The 17,612-nt window shown below is 68.4% G+C and carries 14 protein-coding genes; 3 read left to right on the top strand and 11 right to left on the bottom strand.

Translation table 11 applies throughout. From position 1 onward, the window contains the following. Positions 1 to 21 precede the first annotated feature (21 nt). The 3 genes from BBK82_RS35860 to BBK82_RS35850 form a co-directional block, all read right to left on the bottom strand. Positions 22 to 3,072, bottom strand: coding sequence for an AfsR/SARP family transcriptional regulator (locus BBK82_RS35860; protein WP_065918925.1), 3,051 nt, complete (start codon positions 3,070 to 3,072; stop codon positions 22 to 24). A 75-nt stretch (positions 3,073 to 3,147) separates the two neighbouring features. After that, positions 3,148 to 4,524 (bottom strand): hypothetical protein, encoded by a 1,377-nt coding sequence (locus BBK82_RS35855; protein ID WP_065918924.1) that lies wholly within the window; start codon positions 4,522 to 4,524, stop codon positions 3,148 to 3,150. 26 nt (positions 4,525 to 4,550) lie between these two features. Further along, positions 4,551 to 5,723: a PLL family lectin gene (locus tag BBK82_RS35850; protein WP_065918923.1), complete on the bottom strand. Its 1,173-nt coding sequence runs from the start codon at positions 5,721 to 5,723 to the stop codon at positions 4,551 to 4,553. Positions 5,724 to 6,208: 485 nt separating this feature from the next. Between BBK82_RS35850 and BBK82_RS35845 the strand changes: the two genes are divergently transcribed. Then, a complete protein-coding gene (locus BBK82_RS35845; protein ID WP_154697694.1) occupies positions 6,209 to 6,532 on the top strand; it encodes a hypothetical protein in 324 nt (107 codons plus the stop codon). 166 nt (positions 6,533 to 6,698) lie between these two features. On the opposite strand, the gene BBK82_RS50915 is transcribed toward BBK82_RS35845, so the two are convergent. From BBK82_RS50915 to BBK82_RS35825, 5 genes are all read right to left on the bottom strand, one after another. Then, entirely contained in the window at positions 6,699 to 6,902 is a 204-nt protein-coding gene (locus BBK82_RS50915; RefSeq protein ID WP_154697693.1) for a hypothetical protein, read from the bottom strand. Between the two features lie 22 nt (positions 6,903 to 6,924). Then, entirely contained in the window at positions 6,925 to 7,320 is a 396-nt protein-coding gene (locus BBK82_RS35840; RefSeq protein WP_065918921.1) for a hypothetical protein, read from the bottom strand. A gap of 120 nt (positions 7,321 to 7,440) precedes the next feature. Then, positions 7,441 to 7,656: a hypothetical protein gene (locus tag BBK82_RS35835; protein WP_154697692.1), complete on the bottom strand. Its 216-nt coding sequence runs from the start codon at positions 7,654 to 7,656 to the stop codon at positions 7,441 to 7,443. A gap of 662 nt (positions 7,657 to 8,318) precedes the next feature. Beyond that, positions 8,319 to 11,327, bottom strand: a complete 3,009-nt coding sequence (locus BBK82_RS35830) for a toll/interleukin-1 receptor domain-containing protein (protein ID WP_071812746.1) — start codon at positions 11,325 to 11,327, stop codon at positions 8,319 to 8,321. Positions 11,328 to 11,823: 496 nt separating this feature from the next. Continuing rightward, positions 11,824 to 12,045, bottom strand: coding sequence for a hypothetical protein (locus tag BBK82_RS35825; protein ID WP_065918918.1), 222 nt, complete (start codon positions 12,043 to 12,045; stop codon positions 11,824 to 11,826). A gap of 471 nt (positions 12,046 to 12,516) precedes the next feature. Between BBK82_RS35825 and BBK82_RS35820 the strand changes: the two genes are divergently transcribed. After that, a complete protein-coding gene (locus BBK82_RS35820; RefSeq protein WP_065918917.1) occupies positions 12,517 to 13,113 on the top strand; it encodes a TetR/AcrR family transcriptional regulator in 597 nt (198 codons plus the stop codon). A gap of 71 nt (positions 13,114 to 13,184) precedes the next feature. Here BBK82_RS35820 and BBK82_RS35815 read toward each other — a convergent pair whose 3' ends face one another. The 3 genes from BBK82_RS35815 to BBK82_RS54960 all read right to left on the bottom strand — a co-directional run bounded on the left by BBK82_RS35815 (position 13,185) and on the right by BBK82_RS54960 (position 15,937). Then, on the bottom strand, positions 13,185 to 14,021 hold the full coding sequence (locus BBK82_RS35815) for an NAD-dependent epimerase/dehydratase family protein (protein ID WP_065918916.1): 837 nt from the start codon (positions 14,019 to 14,021) through the stop codon (positions 13,185 to 13,187). A 583-nt stretch (positions 14,022 to 14,604) separates the two neighbouring features. Further along, the gene (locus BBK82_RS35810; protein ID WP_065918915.1) at positions 14,605 to 15,519 is read right to left on the bottom strand and encodes an NAD-dependent epimerase/dehydratase family protein; all 915 of its coding nucleotides are present in this window, start codon (positions 15,517 to 15,519) and stop codon (positions 14,605 to 14,607) included. Between the two features lie 94 nt (positions 15,520 to 15,613). Continuing rightward, positions 15,614 to 15,937 carry a hypothetical protein gene (locus BBK82_RS54960; protein ID WP_237047747.1) on the bottom strand — a complete coding sequence of 108 codons (324 nt, stop codon included), beginning with the start codon at positions 15,935 to 15,937 and terminating at the stop codon, positions 15,614 to 15,616. 1,305 nt (positions 15,938 to 17,242) lie between these two features. On the opposite strand from BBK82_RS54960, the gene BBK82_RS54955 reads away from it, so the two are divergent. Then, positions 17,243 to 17,419, top strand: coding sequence for an ANTAR domain-containing protein (locus BBK82_RS54955; protein ID WP_237047746.1), 177 nt, complete (start codon positions 17,243 to 17,245; stop codon positions 17,417 to 17,419). The last annotated feature ends 193 nt before the right edge of the window (positions 17,420 to 17,612 follow it).

Here is a 17,612-nt window from a genome sequence, read left to right as displayed (position 1 = left end):
CCTCGCCGCTGTAGGCTTCGATCAAACGCGGTCGTTCACCAGTTTCACGGTGTAGTCCACGTCCGTGTGCGCGGCTCCGATGGCCTCGAACAGCGCCTCAGCTTCCGCTCGGTGGGATCCCGCGGACTCGACGCTTTGCAAGCGTGCCAACACGTTCGCCAGCAGCCCCAGGGAGCGCGCCTCTCCGAGCCGGTGACCTGTCGCCCGATGCACACGCAACGCCTGCTGCGCGAGGTCGAGCGCCTTCTCGTCGTGGCCGAGGTCGGAGTGCACCTGCGCCAACGCATGCAGCACACGGCCGCGGCGCAGGGTGAGACCGGCCGCGATCACGAGGCTCAGCGCCTGTTCGCAGAGCGCCAGTGCTTCGTCCAGGTGACCCGACGCGCGCCGAGCATTGGCGAGACCGATCAGGGCGGACACCTGAGCGCGACCGAAGCCCACCTCCTGGGCTGTCCTCAACGCGTTGGTGTGGTGAATGGTCGCCTCCTCCGGCTGTCCGCCGTGCAGGGCGGCGGTACCCAGCGTGTTGTGTGCTTCCGCGATCAAGCGCGGCTGGCCGGTTGACCGGGCGAGTTCGAGTGCTTCCCGCGCGTGTGCGGCGGCGCAGAGGTGATCGCCCTCATCCAGAGCCACTCGGGCCAGGCCGTCCAAGACCTCCACCTCCGCCTGCCGGGACGTCGTGTGCTGCAACAACTTCCGGGCCGTGCGGAAGTGGGTGTGAGCTTCCGCCAGCCGTCCCATCTCCCAGTAGGCCGACCCGAGGTTCACCCGTACTGTCACGGCGGTGGCGTGGTCGCCGACGTCGAGCGCGTCCGCGTAGAGGCGGATGGCGTCGTCGAGCCGGCCCTGGTCCTGCAGGACGATGGCGAGGTTGTTGGTGGTGGCCACCTCGATCGACCGGACTCCGAGCTCCCGTGCGATTCGCAGCGCCTGGTCGTAGAACTCGATCGCGCGCTCGTACTCGCACCGGCCGGCGTAGAGGGTGCCGAGGCTGTGGAACATCGCCGCTCGCGCCTGGTCGTCACCGGCTTCGACGGCGGCGCGCAGGCCAAAGGTCGCCGCAGCAAGCCATTCCGTGCCGTCGGTCCGGATCCAGAAGTACCCGCCCAGCGCGTCGGCGAGCTGCCAAGCGAACTGCGGCTGACCGTGCTCGGCAGCGTGCCGGATAGCGGCCACGAGGTTCGCGCGCTCCGCGTCCAGCCATGCCAGTGCGGACTGGGCGTCGGAGAACGGCACGGTGGCGCGAGGCCCAGGCAGCCGGGCCATCTCGGGGTAGAGCAAGTCGGCGGCAGTGTGCACGACGGACAGGTACCAGGTCAGCAACCGCGGCACTGCGTCCTCGGCCACGGCCCGTTCCCCGGCGTAGAGCCGCAGCAGGTCGTGCAACTGGTAGCGGAACGGCGTGCGCTGCTGCACCAGGTGACCGGTGGCGAGCGTTCGCAACGCGACCGCCGCCTCGCGCACGTCGATGCCGGCCATCACGGCGATCATGTCCGGGGTGAAGTCGGAACCGGGCACCAGGCCGCACAGCCCGAAGATCCGCTGTGCCAACGGGTGCATCGCGGCGTAGGAAAGGTCGAACGCACTGCGGACCGCAACAACGTCGTTGTCGACCACAAGCGCGTCCAACCGGCGCTCGCGCAGGTCCTGTGCCTGACCGCTGATCGAGCCGTGAGGTGCGCCGGCGATGTTCGCCGCCGCGATGCGCAACGCGAGAGGCAATGACGCGCACAGGTCGACCAGGTCGGCGGTGGCATGCGGCTCGGCGTCGACCGCCTCCTCCCCGAGCACCTCCACCAGCAACGCCTGCGCCTCCGCGGTCGTGAGGACGTCGAGGCCGACCCGGCGCGCCCCGTGCGTGACCGCCAGGCCGCGCAGCTCGTCGCGGCTGGTCACCAGCACCGCACAGCCGGACGACGAGGGCAGTAGCGCGCGCACGTGATCGCTGTCGGCCGCGTTGTCGAGCACCACCAGCACTCGTTTGCCGGACACCATCGAGCGAAACAGCGCCAGCTTCCCCTCGTGGTCGAGCGGCACCACATCGGTCGGCACGCCCAGCGCTCGCAGGAACAGGCTGAGCGCCTGCTCCACGCTGACCGGTGGCCGCGTCGCGTAGCCGCGCAGGTCGACGAAGAGCCTCCCGTCCGGGTACACGTCCTCCAGGCGGTGCGCGAGGTGCACCGCAAGCGCGGTTTTGCCGATTCCTGGAGGCCCTACGAGCGTGACGATCGGCATGCCCGGCGCGGTCAGCCGTGCGGTGAGCTGGTCCGGAACGGCGTCGCGCCCGGTGAAGTCGCCCAGGTCGGGCGGCAGCAGGTACCACGCCCGCGCGGGCGCCGCCTGGGACACGACCGGCGGAGTGGACCCGAGCACGCTGAGGTAGTTCTGGTTCAGCTCGGGGCTCGGGTCGATGCCGAGCTCGTCGACGAGCAGCAGCCGGACGTGGTGGTACGTCTCGATCGCCTCACCGGTCCGGCCCGCCTGGCGCAGGGCGCGGATCAGCAGGCCCCACAACCGTTCCCGCAGCTGGTGGGTCTCGGTGAGCGTGCGCAACTTCCCGATCACGGCACTCGCGCGGCCGGCCTCCAGGTCAAGCTCGACGCGTCGTTCCACCGCCGCGACGTGGAGCTCGACCAGCGCCGCGAGTCCCGCGTGCTCGACGTCGACGTCGGACAGCGGCGCGCCACGCCACAGCTCCAGCGCCTGGCTCAGCAACCTGTGCTCCCGCACGGGATCCGGCGCGGTGCGTGCCTGGTCGAGCAGGCGGCGGAACGCGATCAGGTCCAGCGAGTCCGGCCCCACCTCCAACCGGTAGCCGTCGTGAGTGGTGTGGATGAGCCCCTCGGTCAGCGCCTTGCGCAACCGCGTGACGTAGGTGTTGACCGCCCGTCGAGGGCTGGCTGGCGAGGACTCCGGCCACAGCACCCGCGCCAGCTCGTCGGCCGATACGTTATCGCCGTACCGGACCAACAGCGTGGCGAGCAGCGACCTGAGCTTGCCGGCCCCGATCGGCACGACCACGCCGTCCTTGACGACCTCGAGCGGCCCCAGCACCCTGAACTCGCAGCCCATCCAGTCCCCCCAGCCGAATCGGTGGGGACATTGTGCCGGACAGGAGAACAGGGCACCGGGTTCGTGCCGTCCGCGCTAGACCAGACCGAGCATGTCGTCGATGTGCGGTACCAGGGTGCCCTCGACACCGGCCGGGTCCGTGGGGCTGTCACCCGGGTTGAGCGGGGCGACCAGTGAGTACGAGTGGCTGTAGGTACCGGGGGCGACCACCTTGGGGTCGCCCCCGGCTCGCCACCCGGCCTCGCCCTGGTCCGTGCCCGCGAGATCGCCGGCGCTGTGCACGTCGAAGGCGGGCACGTAGCAGTCGATGTGGTTCACGTACCCCATGACCCACAGCGGAGTCGCCTTCCGAGCCGCCCACTTGGCCTTGGTGCCGACGTGCCAGCCGCTGAGCACCTCGTGGGACATGGTGAGGATGGTCAGGCCGCCGAGGTCGATCTTCTGGATGGTCATCGGCATGTGGTTGAGCACGTCACCCGCCTCGAACTCCTCGAGGACGCGCACGGCGTGCCGGTACCCCAGCATCCGCTCGTCCCCCTGCAGCCCCCTCTTCCGGACCCGGTACTTCTCCAGCAGTGCCGCACGCTCGAACGGGTCGTCGAGGTCGACGGCGTAGTTCAGGTTCACCGTGCGGATGTCGGTCGTGATCGGCCCGTGGATCGGGAAGAACGCGGCGTTGCGCACAGTCGCGACAACGGCGGCGACGAGCCGTCCCGCGGCGAACGCGGTCTGGTTCACGCCCTCGGGAGCCGGCGCCGGGTTGATGTCACCGGCGGCGCCCTGGAAGAAGACCACGGGAACGCCGAGCCGCTTCTCCACCTCGTCCATCGCGTACCCGCAGTAGTCCGCGTCCTGCGTCGGGAGCATCCACCCCGAGCACACCGGGTGGCAGGTGTGTCCGACCAGGACCGCGAACAGGTCGCGGTTGTCGGTGCGGCGAGCCACCAGCACCGGGACCTCGCGCGGGGTCCAGGCCAGACCACGGCGGTTCACCCCGATCTCGGCGAACCCCTCCGCGTAGCCGAGCGTCACATCGACCAGCGCCCTGGCGTGCGCCTGTTCCGCGATGCTCACCAGAAACGGCACGAAAGTCTCGTTCGTGTACCGCTTGGTGTCCTCCGTGCTGGCGTCCAGCAGCACGTACGGATCGGGCTTGGTGCCGACCATGGGTCCCGCGTGGGTATGGCTCTGCGCGAGCACGAAGTTCTCCGGGGCGCTGACCACCCCGGCGTCCATCAGCTCACCGAGGATCTGCTCGTAGACCGGCTTGGGGATGCTGATCACGTCGGCCTGCAGGAACACGACCCGCTGTCCCCCGGCCGACTCGATGATCACGCAGCGAACCTTGAGCGGGTTGGCGACCGATCCGTTGGCGGTGCGGGGACCCTGCCACCCGTAACCGCCCAGCGTGGTGCCGTTGGGGACGGGCAGTTTGCCGGACTGGAAAGCCATCCGGAAAGTCGTCGGCAAAGGCATCGTCAGCCCACCTCCAGCTTGTCGTTCTGGAACACCGACCGAATCGGCCACACGCCGCCCGGGCTTCCCTGCGCGAGGTGCACCATCTCCCCCGCCGGTGTTCTGGCGAACGCGGACAACCGGCCGTCAGCGCCGAGAACCCCCGACGGTTCCCCGGTCGTCACCTCCTCCAACTCGTCCCACCCGGACCAGTTCGTGCCCCAGGCCGCCTGCGAGCGGTGGATGAGGCGGTTCTCGGGCGTAGGACCCGCCTGTTTGGCGAACACGGCCATCCCGCCGGTGGGACCGACCAGGACCGACGGCCTGCCGAGGATCTTGCGCTCGGTCCACTCGTTCCACGAGCCGAGCCACTCACCTCCGGCGCTCTTCTGCCAGGTGTACGCGAGGCCGTTCACCGACCCGGCGAACACGGTGATCGCACCGGTCGGGTTCACAACCGCCGTGACGTCTTCGTTGACGGCGTTGTTGCCGGGGATCGCCGCCCAACTGCCCGCGGGGTTGAACGTGTCGCCGGCCCATCGCTGCCACCGGTGCACCACGCCGCCGCCGGCGCCGCGGGCGAACACGACCATGCCGCCCGTGGGCCCGATGACGGCCCAAGGCCGCCCCACACCGTTGGTGGGAAAGGCCTCCCAGCCGGCCCAGGCACCGCCAGGACCACGCTGCCAGGAGTGGTAGGTGCGGCCGTCAGTGGCCCTCGCGAACAACGACATGGCGTTGTCGACGTTGAGAACCGGGAACGGCTCCTCGACGAAGGTGACCGACGACGACGGACTGCCCAGGTTCTGCCAGCTCCACGTCACGCCCCCTTCGGAGGCCTGCCACCCGGTCCAGATCCTGCCGTCCTTGTCCGTGGCGAACACGGACATCGCGCCATTGGAGTTCAGCAACGGCACAGGCCGTCCCTTGACCTCGGGACCGTTCTGCAGCATCACCCAGCCGGACCACGACCCGCCCGAGGGAAGCCACCGATGCCAGATCCTGCGGCCGTCCCCTATGCCGAACGCCACCAACGCCCGTCCGGTGTCCATCGCCGCGGGATAGCCGTGCGACAGCGTCGCCAGCCTCGGCACTGTCGACAGCTGGGCGAGGGCCGTTCCAGGCCGCAGGAGTCCGCCCACCGCCGCCGTTCCGGCCGCGACCACCACACCCTTGAGCAGGGTCCGCCTGCTCACTCCGTCATTCCTCATCGAGCCCCCAGGAGTCGATCACGCCGCAAGCATCGCGCGGCGCGGCTTCATGTTGGTGTCATCTCGATGACGCGGCATGGCGCGAGCGGTGAGCCCCTACAGCTCGCCTCCCGGCCGGACGACGAACCTTCAACGGCGCGTCGTGATGTGCATCGTGCGCTCGCGGGGCGTGCAATCCGCTGTCGCCGCATACGCACATGTTGTCGATCTTCATATGCGCGACGGGGCGGCCAGTGGGACGTGCCGCCGTGTTGAGGGCACGTGGCCGAACCCCCGCCGCCGACCTTCAGCCGTCGATCTCGCTGTCGGCGACCGCGTCCGGACGTGCACGAACGGCCGGGCCGTGTCCTTCGGCCCGTAGGGCATGCGTCCGATGAACACCCGGCTCACGCGGACCTCTCGGCTGCCGCGCCGTCGCAACGCCAACGGGGGCAACTCGATGACACAGGCAACTGGCGGAGGAGGTGGACATGAGCAACCGCGAGACGTTGCCGCCGATCCACGGAACCGGGTGGGTCGACCTCGGCCGCCGGGGCGTTCGCCGAGGGCAGCGCCGCACCGGTAATGCCGCGATCGACTTGAAGATCCAAGACCACATTGAAGGGGCCGCTCACTTCCCCACCGAGGCCGGCAAGTACATGCAGCAAGCATGGGAGCTGTACGCCGCCCACGGGAGCACAGGCAAGCGCATCGCCCGCGAGGCACGTGCTCTCGCGGCGAGCATGACGTATCTGCTGCTGTGGCTCGTGATCGGCGTGATCCTCGTAATCGTCTCGGCCTACATGTGGGGCTGATCGCCACCCAGCTCGCGCAGCGCGTCCCGCACGAGTGCGTCCACAGTCAGCCGGGCACGAGCACGATGTCGTGGGAGGCAAACCGCACGGCGCTGGAACTCCCGGCCCGCCCACGCCTCCAGTTCGGCATCCGTCGGAGTAGGTGCTGGCCATCGCCTTTCCTGGCTCAGCCACCTGGTGGCACCTCCATCAAGCCCAGCACATAGTCGGTGCCCGATTCACGACGAACGAGGAGACCGGACCCGGCGTGCAGGTATTCGCGTTCCTCACCAGCGATCTCACCACGGTGCGAAGCAGGCCTCGTCCGCGCGGATGACGTTGCGTCGACTTCGTCGATGCGTTCAACGATGCGTTTCGACGGCTTCAGCACGAGCGAGGCGCACCGGGCGCGACTAGCGAAGCGGGCAGGGTTGACGGACGTGCCGCCGCGCCATCCCCACGAACGCCTTCACCTCGGCCTCCATCGCGTCTGCGGCCTTCCGCACGGCGGGCGGCAGGGTGTATCGGTCGAACGGGGGCGCGTCCTCAACGTCCAACCGCACCTTGCCCAGCTCGCGGTCGGCTTCGCGCACGGTTACGGCGCAAGCGGCCAGCTTGTCCGGCCCGGACAGATCGAGCAGGCCGACGACCTGCCGGATCTCGTTGCGGGCTCCGTAGTAGATGTTCTCGATCTCGAACTCCTCGGATGCGTCCACGACCTCGGCGCCCAGCGTCCTGCGCCGGTGCCGGGTGTTCAGTCGGATCAGCGCCGAACGCGCGTGCTCGCGGCCTCCACGAGCTTGGCGCACCGCTCGGCCCGCTCCTGCCTGGACCGCGCGTGTGCCGCGAACAGCGCTTTGACGGCTCCAACATCACGACCAGGGTGACACCGCCGAGCGCGAACAGGCCGGTGATCAGCGGGGTGAGCATCAGACGGCCAGCTTGCGAGACGTCCTGGCGAACTCGTGCACCACGTTCTCGAGATTGTGGGCGGCGGCCAATACAGCTTTCGGCGGCGCGTCCTTGTCGAAGTAGGCGCCGTCGTCGCCCACGAATCGAGTCCCGCGCAGAGCACGTTCGGCCTGCCGCACACTCATCGCGGCCTCTACCAGCTCGTCCGGACCGCTCAATCGCAGCAGCGCCACTGTTTGGCGCAAATCGTTGCGCGCCTGTCGGTACAGGTTTACGAGCTCATCCTCCTGCGCTGCGTCAACGACAGTTCCTCACGCGGTCCGGCGATGCGCGAGGTTCACAGCGAGCAAGCGGGCACGACACCTCGATAAGCCGCGCGGCCCGCTCCTCACGGACTCGGGCACGTCTTGCTGCACCGAGCTTCAACGGTTCGACGAGGGCACCGACGGTGACGCCGCCAAGGGCGGCAACCGCGGCCATCAGGGCAGGCCATACGGTGTTCATGACAAAGGAGTCCGTGTGGTCGGGGTCGGTGTTACCCGGGCCCGTTTCATGACACAGCAACAGGAATCTCGATCGTGGTTGGCATCTTCATACGGTTGCGGCACGCCGGTCTGAGACGTGCCCGAACCAGCGCCAGTAGCCGCGATTGCCCGCCTGGAGGTCGCACCGCCCCCTGTACGGCGCCGCACGGCCACTGGTTCTCGCACACTGCGCACGCCCTCGTCGTTGGGAATGTGCTTGGCGAGCATCGTGTGTACAGCGCACGTCCAGGCCCAACCGGAGGAAGTCGACTTCAAGCGCGGTTGCGGTGGTGTCATCCGCCACCAAGCGGGCTGTGACTTGTTATCGGTAGGCTCAGCCGCACAGGTCGTCACCATGCACCTTGCGCGGTTCACCGTGCCTGGCACACGTCTGTGAACGCTACTCCGGGCAGGTGTCGTTGCCACTCGCTCTGGGTGAGGGTGCGCTGTGCGGTCTGGCACAGCGCTTCCGGGACGTGGTCGATGGCACTGGTTTCCCAGAAGCGGACGACTGCGTCTTCGCCGGCGCTGGCCACGGTCTTGCCGTCGGGGCTGAAGGCGACCGCGCGAACGGGTTGTCGGTGGCCGAGGTGTGATGCGCTGACCTGCTTGCGTGCCTTGACGTTCCACAGCCGCACCGAGGCGTCCCCGCCGCCGCTGGCCAATGTTCGGCCGTCCGGGTGGAACGCGACGGAGTACACCGCGCCTGAGTGCCCGACCATCGGTTCGCCCGCCGGCTGCGCGGTGGGAACGTCCCAGAGTCGGATCACCCCGTCCTCGCCGGCACTGGCCAGTTGCTTGCCGTCCGGGCTGAAGGTCAGCGTGCCGACCGGTCCGATATGACCTTTGAGGCCCTCACCGATCTGTTGTCTCGTACCGGTGTCCCAGAGCCGGACCTCGCCTTGGTCGTTACCGGTGGCGAGGATCGACCCGTCGGGGCTGAACGCCACCGTGTACACGCTCTTGCCGGCTTCTACGGCGCCGAGCCGCACGTGGTTCCCGCTGTTCCAGAACGTGACTTCCGTCGGCTTGCTGTCCAGTCTCAGGCCTGCGGTCACGACGACCTGGCCGTCCGGGCTGAACGCCACGGCCCGTGTCAACGCCAATCCGTCGGTCAGCGGGTCGTTCCGCGGAGCGCGGTTGGCGTGGTCCCACACAATCGTGCCTTTGCGCTCGTCGGTTTGCACGCCTCCGGAGGCCAGCGTCTTGCCGTCCTGGCTGAACGCCAGCGTCAGCACCGGAGTGCGGTCCGCTGTGGGAAGGGCGGTCACCGCTTCGCGGCGCGCGACGTCCCACAGCACGAGGGTTCGCGGCGGTCCGGAAGGGGGCAGCCGTGTGCCGGGCGGGCGGTAGAACTGCACCGTTTGACCGCCGCCGATCATGGCGACAGTACCGCCGTCGACGTAGCACACGCCCCAACCGTTGTGGCTGCACGCTTCCATGCTGCCGTGGTTGCCCACGGTCTCACCGTTGTCGCCTCCGGTGGCCAGCGTCTTGCCGTCCGGGCTGAACGCGAGCGCGTACAGCATGCCGGAGTGCTCGATCGCGGGGCGGGCGAGCTGGAGGTGACCGGCCACGTTCCACAGTCTGGCCGTACCATCGCGCGCACCGCTGGCCAGCGTCCGACCGTCGGGGCTGAACGCGACCGACGTGACGGGACGGGTGTGACCGCTCAGCGGTGTGCCCACCAAGTTGCGGGTGCGGACGTCCCACAGCCGCACCGTGCCGTCCTCGCTGCCGGCGGCCAGCGTGCGCCCGTCAGAGCTGAATGCCAGCGACTGCGCCAGGGAGGTGCGATCAGGCCGGGTGTGGCCGGTCAGCGGTGCGCCGATCGGCTGGCGGGTTGTGGCGTCCCAGAACCGAATCGTCCCGTCGGTACCGCCGGTGGCGAACACCGCGCCGTCCGGGCTGAACACGATCACCGGCCCGACCAGGCTCGCGGTGTCGCCGGGGTGGGCCGGAAGCGGATCTCCGACCTGCGATCCGCTGACTGTGTCCCAGAACCGGACCGCGCCGTCCGAGCCGATTGCGGCGAACTGCGAGCCGTTGGGGTGAAAGGCCACCGACGGACGTACAGCGTTGCGATCGAACGGGTCGACCTGAGGGGTGCTGACGCTGTGGAGGACCTTCTCGGTCGTGACGTCCCAAAGCGTCACGCCGTGGTCTGGATCGCCGAGTACCAAGTTCTTGCCGTCCGGGCTGAACGCCGCGCTGATCGAGGCATTGCCGATCAACCTCGGTGACGCAACTTGTGCTCCCGGAGCCGGTCGGACCAGCTGATCGCCGGTTCCGGCCTCCCACAACAGCGCGAACGGCTCTTCGCCGGAAGACGGCGCTTGACCTGCGGTCAGCAACGTCTTGCCCTCCGGGCTGAACTGCACGGTCTGCACAACGCCTTGCGAGCCGGCGATCGTCCCGCCGATCTGCCGTCGTGTGGCCGTGTCCCACACACGCGCGCCATCGCGACCACCGGTCACGAGCCTCTTGCCGTCCGGGCTGAACGCGACGGCCTCGACGCTGCCGTCGATGGCGATCCGGCCTACACCTGCACGAGCGGCAGCCTGGTACACGGCTGCTTCGGCCTCCGCCGCCCCGCCGACTCGCCACGCCGCCAATGCAAGCAGCCGCGACAGTTCGGGATCGCTGTCGCCGATCTGTTCACTCTTCGCCGCTACGGCACGTGACAACGCTTGCCGTCCCAGCTCGATGGTCTCCTGCTGTTGAAGGATCGTCCGCGTGCCCAGCCCCAGCACGGCGACGAGCAGCACCGTCAGTGCCACCGCCACTCCACGACGTACCCACGTCGTGATCCGGTACCTCCTGACGTCCTCGCTGTCCAACTCCTCCTTGGCCTTGCCGTGGACCGCAGCCGCCAACGTCGCGATGTCGAACCGGAAGCGGCTATGGCGCAGTGACAGTTCCGGCTCGTCGCGTGCCCAGGACAGGTCGACCCACAGAGGTTCGGCGGAGAACCAACCCCGCAGCGTCGGCGGTAGCGCGGTCGTCCTCGTCCAGTCGAAGTCCCCGGCGGTGTCGTTCCACACGATCTCACCGTCGGTCAGAGCGATGAGGAACGTCCCCTGCTCGCGTTCCGTCCGCCAGTACTCGACCTCGCGCGTTACCCAAGGTGAGGCTGCGGCTTCCGGTGATGCCAGCAGGATGAAGTACCTGGAGTTGCGCAGCGCCTTGTCGATCGTTTCCCACAAGTCCGGATTGGCCGCGAGGCTCTCCTTGTCCCGGAAGACCCGCAAAGCCCAGATCTGATTCCAACGACGTGCCAATTGATGCAGACCCCGCCGCAGGACCGGTGCGACCAACTGATCCGCCGCGTGACTGTAGGACAGAAACACGTCATAGAGTGTTTTGGACTCGTCCACCATGTCTCCCTGAAGCCTCCCCCCTCCTGCACGGTAGCGAACGGCTTCGGGTCATCCGCTGTGCCATTCGGGTCACGGTCGTCGGTACCCGCAGGCACTTGATCACACGGCCCACAGTCGAGGCGAGGCGACTGCCCGGTGACCTGGTCCGAGCAGTTCACCCTCGATCCGGCGGTAGCCCAAGAGCTGTTCTCCCCGACCATGAAGTTCGTTGTCCACCAAGCGTTGTGGCACCGGTCGCGGCTTCAGGAGGTCTTACAGAATGCGGACGCTGTGCCTGCTGCCGCAGTCACGGCGCGGCCGAGTTCGGTTCAGCCCACAACGTGGAGTCGAATCTCAGGCCAGGCATGTCCATGCCGGTCTTGCGTCGAATCTCCTCTTGCGCGGTCGGGGCACCGAGCACCTGGTCGATGACGTCGAGAGCCGACCGGACAGCACCTCATTGTTGATCTTGAAGCGTGCGGGTGCGACCTCCCGGTTGATGGGCGGTCCGAGAGGATCACCGCCGCGCGGGACAGGGCGGCCGGTGGTCGACGCCGCGGAAGTGCCGATCCCAGTCTGCCGCGGGGATCGTGACGTCTACTGACTCGCAGACCATGGCCGCCGCCCGGTCGGCGTCGATGCCGTCCAACGGGGTGCCTGGGATGGTCCACAACCGGGCGGTGTCGTCGTCGCCACTGGTGATCAGGGTCCGGGCATCCGCGCTGAACGCCACTGACACGGCCGAGCGGACGCGGTCGAGCTGGGTCGGCGGTGTCCCACAGACCCGCGGATCCGTCCCACCCCGCCGTGGCAACCAGTCGCCGGTCGGCACGGAACGCGACCGCCACGACCGTGCCACCGGGGCCGAATGCGAGCAGGATGTCGACCGGAACCAGTCCGGCGACCGGGAACTCCTCGTGCGGGCGGAACCTTCTTGCCCCGCAACCGATGGGCGAGCTTCTTGTGCGCACTCACGCAGTTCAGCGTCGCTGAAGCCAGCCGCGAACTCCCAAGCCGAGATTCGGCATCCACACGCCGTTGTTCAGCGTGACGGTCGGAATGGTCGGAGAAATGGCGAAGCCTCCCGATCGCGCTCTGACTGGCGGGGCGGTCATCCGGGGGCGCATGCCCGACACACCCATTCTGGGTTGAGCGCCCAATCTTCACGGAGCCGTGTGGGTTGCGCAACCCAAACAGCTAGGCTGGCGTCGTGACGTTGACCCGCAAAGGCCAGGCGACCAGGGAACGCATCCTCGAAGCGGCGACCGCGCTCATCGCCCAGAACGGCGTGGCTGGCACCAGCACCGAGGACGTCCGCAAAGCGGCCGGCATCAGCGGTTCGCAGCTCTATCACTACTTCGACAGCAAGCAAGCCCTGATCAGAGCTGTCATCACACGCCAGGCCGAAGCACCCCTCATTCCCGGCCAGCCGTTGATGGGAGCACTCGACAGCTTCGACGCCCTGCGCGCCTGGGCCGATGCCGCCATCGAAAGCCAGGAGCACAACAATGGCCGCGGCGACTGCACGCTGGCCACCCTGGCCGGCGAGCTCAACCCCGCCGACGAGCAGACCCGCGAGGACCTCTGCAACGCCTTCCAACGCTGGCAGGCCCTCCTCCACGACGGTCTCAAGGCCATGCGCGAACGAGGCGACCTGCACGCGACGGCGGACCTCGACGAGCTCGCCCTCGCCCTGCTCACCGCACTGCAGGGCGGCACCCTGCTCAGCCAGACCCTCCGCACCACCCAGCCCATGCGCGCCGCGATGAACGCCGCCCTCGCCTACATCCAGACCTTCGCCACCTGACATCACGACCGCCTCGCGGCGACGTGCAGGTCACTCCCTCAGAGGGTGTGATTCCTCGGGATGCGGCACGCTCAGCGTGATGGCTGACCGATCTCGCCGAGGAGGTCGAGGTGCCGCGGTGTCCAGCCGAGCACGCGACGTGCCTTCTCGCTCGACGACTGGCTGTTCGAGGCCCAGTACTCCGCCACGAACGGGAAGCCGATGGCCGCCTCGAGCTCTGGCATCTCCAAGGCGATCGTCTTGCCGCCGAGTCTCATGCCCCGGCTCAGCGCGGTAGCGATGTCCTGGGTGCGAAGACCGCTCTGCGCACCGGTGTGGAACAGTTCGCCGGCGGGCGCCTGGTCCAGGGCGAGGACGAAGAGGTCTGCCAGGTCGTCGACGTGGACGTAGGCCCAGCGGTTGTCCTCGGATCCGATCGCGTAGGGCACGGCCCCCAGCTTCTTCGCCGCCTCCCGGATCATCCAGAACACCGCGCGACCATCACCACGTCCGTAGACGTTGGGTGGTCGCAGCACGATGCCGCTGACACCAGCGGCTTCGAGCACGGCCTTCTCGGTGCCGAGACGTTGCTGAAGTGCTTTGACCGCGGGAAGTTCCGAGGGCACGATCGGCGTGTCCTCGTCATAGACGATCTCACCGGTGTTGCCGAGAACTCCCGTGCCGCTCGTGTAGATGAACGGCTTTCCGGTCCCCCGCAGTCCGGCGATCATGGCGTTGACGGCCGCGACATCTCCGGCGTTGGCCGCCGTCCAGTCGAGAGAGCTCGAATCGAAGACGGTGTGGATGACCCCGTCGACTCCCTTGACCACGTCCGTGAGCCCCTGGGTGTCGCTGATCTCACCGCGGACAGACTCGACGCCCTGCTGCTTGAGCTTGTCAGCCGAGGCATCAGAGCGGGCGAGTCCCACGACGTCATGCCCGGCTGCAACAACTTCTCGGCGATGACACTGCCGATGTAGCCAGTGGCACCCGTCAGAAAAACCTTCATTTGCACCATCTCTTCGCATACGTGTGATCGGAGTGCGTCGTTGCGCGCAAGCGGCGGGTAGTCGATGTAGCCCCCGTCGCCGCCACTGAAGAACGTGCGGCGGTCGCCCTGCGCGAACGGCGCGCCAGTGGCGAGCCGGTGCGGCAGGTCGGGGTTGGCGATGAAGTGCGCGCCGAAGGCGAGCAGATCGGCGCTGCCGTCCTCGACGAGCCGCAGCTCGCCGGGGCCCGTCGGAGTGGAACCCGTGTCGGGGTTGAAGATGAACGTGGTCGGCCACGGCGCGCGGAAGCGCTTGTTCAGGCCGCGTCCGGCGCGCTCGGCCAAGTGCAGGTAGCTGCTGGAGTCCACCGATCTGCCCGTGGACGTCGTCGCCGCGCGCAGCGGGCTGGGCAGCGCGGACTCGTTGCGCCAACACCTGGTCCGGCGGGTCGGGCTGACCCCGACGGCCTACCGGCGTTCCTTCAGCCGCCTGCCGTAACACCGGTAGCCGTCGTTCGGCGAGTTCAGTTCGCGGGCCGGCCCAGTTCGTCGAGGACGTCGAGGTGTCGCGGTTCCCAGCCGAGCACGCGACGCGCCTTCTCCCCCGAGATCTGGCTGTTGATGGACCAGTAGTCCGCGAGCGGCGGTGCGCCGAGAGCGTCGGCGAGTTCGTCCTTGCCCAGTGCGACGGTCTTGCCTCCGAGCCCTGCGCCACGACTGATCGCGGCGGCGACGTCCCGGGTGCGAAGCCCGCTGCGGGATGCGGCGTGGAACAACTCGCCGCCAGGCGCTTTCTCCACGGCCAGGACGTAGAGGTCCGCCAGATCGTCGACGTGGACCAGCGACCACAGGTTGTCGGCCGCCTCCACCGGGTAGGGAACGGCCCCCAGCTTCTGACCCGCCACCCCGATCAGCCACAGGACCGAGCGGCCGCCACCACGCCCGAAGACGTTCGGCGGCCGCAGCGCGATGCCACGCAGACCAGGCGCACCGGTCACGGCCTTCTCGGTCTCGAAGCGCAACTGGAGCGCTCGCACGGTAGGAGATTCCGATGCGGCGATGGGGGTCTCCTCGTCGTAGACGAGGGAGCCGGTGTCCCCCAGGCCTCCTGTGCCGCTGGTGTAGACGAGCGGTTTGTCACTGCCTTGCAGTGCGGTGATCAAGGCGTGGACGGCCTTCGCTTCCTCGGCAGTGGCCGTCGCGAAGTCGGCACCGAGGTCGAAGGCGTTCTGGACCACTCCGTCGGCGGCCTGAGCCGCGTCGGTCAGGAGCCGGGTGTCACCGAGGCTTCCGCGCAGGGGCTCGGCGCCGAGGTCCTGCAGGGCTCGAGCGGAGGCGTCGGTACGGGCGAGTCCCACGACCTGGTGTCCGGCTTGCAGCAACTTCTCGGTGATGACACTGCCGATGTAACCGGTGGCGCCGGTCATGAAGATCTTCATGAGCTTTCCTTGTCGTGGTTGGTCGAACAGGCGGGCTCGTCGCGTACGTCCGGCCTGCCTGACGGCCGGAGCGCACTTGTGTCCGAAGTACCGATCAGGCCCAGAAGGCCTTGACCTCTGCCGCGATCCTCTGGCCCTGGTCGTGTCCGGCTCGTGCGCAGATCGCGCGGGAGCCCGGGTCGAGGAGGTTCTGCAGCCCGGCCTGGGAAGCCTCGTCCGGCGTGATGGTGAGCAGCGGCGCGGAAACCGGTTGCACGTCACCGGTCTCCGGGAACCCGATCACGTCGAGGACCAACACCCTGCCGCAGTCCTTGGCGACATCGGCGTTGGTGCCGCTGCGCATGCCGCCGTCGAAGAGGCGGCGGCCGTGGATCGGGACCGCCGGCCACACCCGCGGAATCGCGCAGGATGAGCGCACGACGCTCCGATACCGGAACGCGGTCCTGCGCCAGTGACATGGCGCCGATGCGCCGGCGGATGACCTGCGGGTCGTCTCCACTGCCCAGGATCTCGCGAACCTCGGCCAGCAGCGCGACCGGATCGACGTCGTGAATCGCCGGCTCCGGCGCTCCCGTGCCGTTGACCTGGTCGTCGTGAAGAGCACCGAGGGGCCTCGAGCTGGTCACCTGTGCCGCGACGGTCGCACCGGCAGACGTTCCCGACCACCAGGTCCGCGTCGGTCACGTCGACACCCGCGTCAGCCAACCCCGCGAGGATCCCGGTCGCCCAGGCGATCCCCGCGACACCCGCCACCACCGAGCACGAGGGCCTTCGTGTCCTTGTCCGTCATCGCTCTCCATCCGCGCTCACGTCCCGAGCCACCCAGCCGAGATTTTGGGTTCGTCAACCCATTCCTATCCGAGATTTCTGGGTTTGGCAACCCAGTGCGTGCGCCGACGCCTGCTCAGCCGGGGTCGTTGCCGGGAGAAGTGCCGGTGAGGGTGGGTTTCGTTCGGTCCTGAAGCAGGTAGGTGACGGCGCCGACGATTGCCACAACCAACTACGTCCGGCTACCGGCCGACGCTCGCCGAGCAGGGCACCTGCGTTCTGGCGACAGAGTCCTCCTCGTCGCCCACCTCGACCACCTGACGGTCACGGTCTTCCACCCGTCGCTTTGGACCGGTTGGTGCTGCCCGTCCTGCGACTGGTCCTCGACCGGATGGCGTGACCGCCGAGGACCTGCTCAACTCCGTGAAGCCGCCGGCGCCGGCCTTCGGCGAGTACATCCCGGTCGTCGCGGCGCGTGCCGTCAGCGACGGCACGCCGCGACCGCTTTGGATGCCCTGCGCGGCGTGTTCGCCTTGGCCGAACCACTCGGTGAGGTGCTGAAACGGGTCGCCGACAGTGCCGTGCAGACCATCACCATCGTGACCGAGGACGGCGCGCACCGCAGCGGCGACGGAAGACCGGCTCGCCGAACTCGACCAGGTGCAGTACGACGCCGAGCGCGGCCCCTGCCTCAAAGCGACCAATTCGCGCCAGGCGGTCCGAGCAGTGGTGGGCGAGCACCGCAATCCGTGGCCGGAGTTCGACGCAGCGGCCCGCCGCCTGGACGTCTGCGCCTACCTCGCCGTGCCGATGCTGGTGACCACCACCGACAGCGACGAGCTCTTGGGATCGCTCAACCTCACAGCGCTACCGCAACCGCCTTCGACCCGTTCGACGAGAGTGTCATGCGGCTGTTCACCACTGCCGCCTCCGCCGCGGTCACCAACGCTCAACTGTGGAAACCGCCATCTACTCCCGCGCGGAGATGGACCAGGCCAAAGGCATGTTGATGGCCGTGCACGGGTGCAGCGCCGACGAGGCCTTCCTGATACTGGTCCAGCGTTCCCAGAACCAGAACGTCAAACTCCGCGAAGTCGTCCGCGACATCCTCGCCTCGGTCAGGAAGAGCTGACCAAGGCGGGTGCGATGTGGTGTGGAGTCACCGCTGCGAGCTACCACCCGAGCGCGCGTGATCGATGGCTGGTGTGGTCAGGATTTCGCGCTCGCGTGGAGTACTAGCGGCTGGCCTCAGGCGCTGCGAGGGCGCTCAAATGACCAACGGTGGATGAGAGTCACCGCGGCCGTCATCGCCGCGGCGGTCACAC

Origin of the sequence: Lentzea guizhouensis (genome assembly GCF_001701025.1) — a bacterium.
GTDB classification, from domain to species: domain Bacteria; phylum Actinomycetota; class Actinomycetes; order Mycobacteriales; family Pseudonocardiaceae; genus Lentzea; species Lentzea guizhouensis.
Note: the sequence above shows the minus strand (reverse complement) of the source record. Positions and strands in the feature narration are given on the sequence as shown.

Coding starts and splice junctions, on each gene's coding strand:
- BBK82_RS35860 (WP_065918925.1), bottom strand. CDS start 3,072: ATGGGCTGCGAGTTCAGGGTGCTGGGGCCGCTCGAGGTCGTCAAGGAC.
- BBK82_RS35855 (WP_065918924.1), bottom strand. CDS start 4,524: ATGGCTTTCCAGTCCGGCAAACTGCCCGTCCCCAACGGCACCACGCTG.
- BBK82_RS35845 (WP_154697694.1), top strand. CDS start 6,209: ATGAGCAACCGCGAGACGTTGCCGCCGATCCACGGAACCGGGTGGGTC.
- BBK82_RS35830 (WP_071812746.1), bottom strand. CDS start 11,327: ATGGTGGACGAGTCCAAAACACTCTATGACGTGTTTCTGTCCTACAGT.
- BBK82_RS35810 (WP_065918915.1), bottom strand. CDS start 15,519: ATGAAGATCTTCATGACCGGCGCCACCGGTTACATCGGCAGTGTCATC.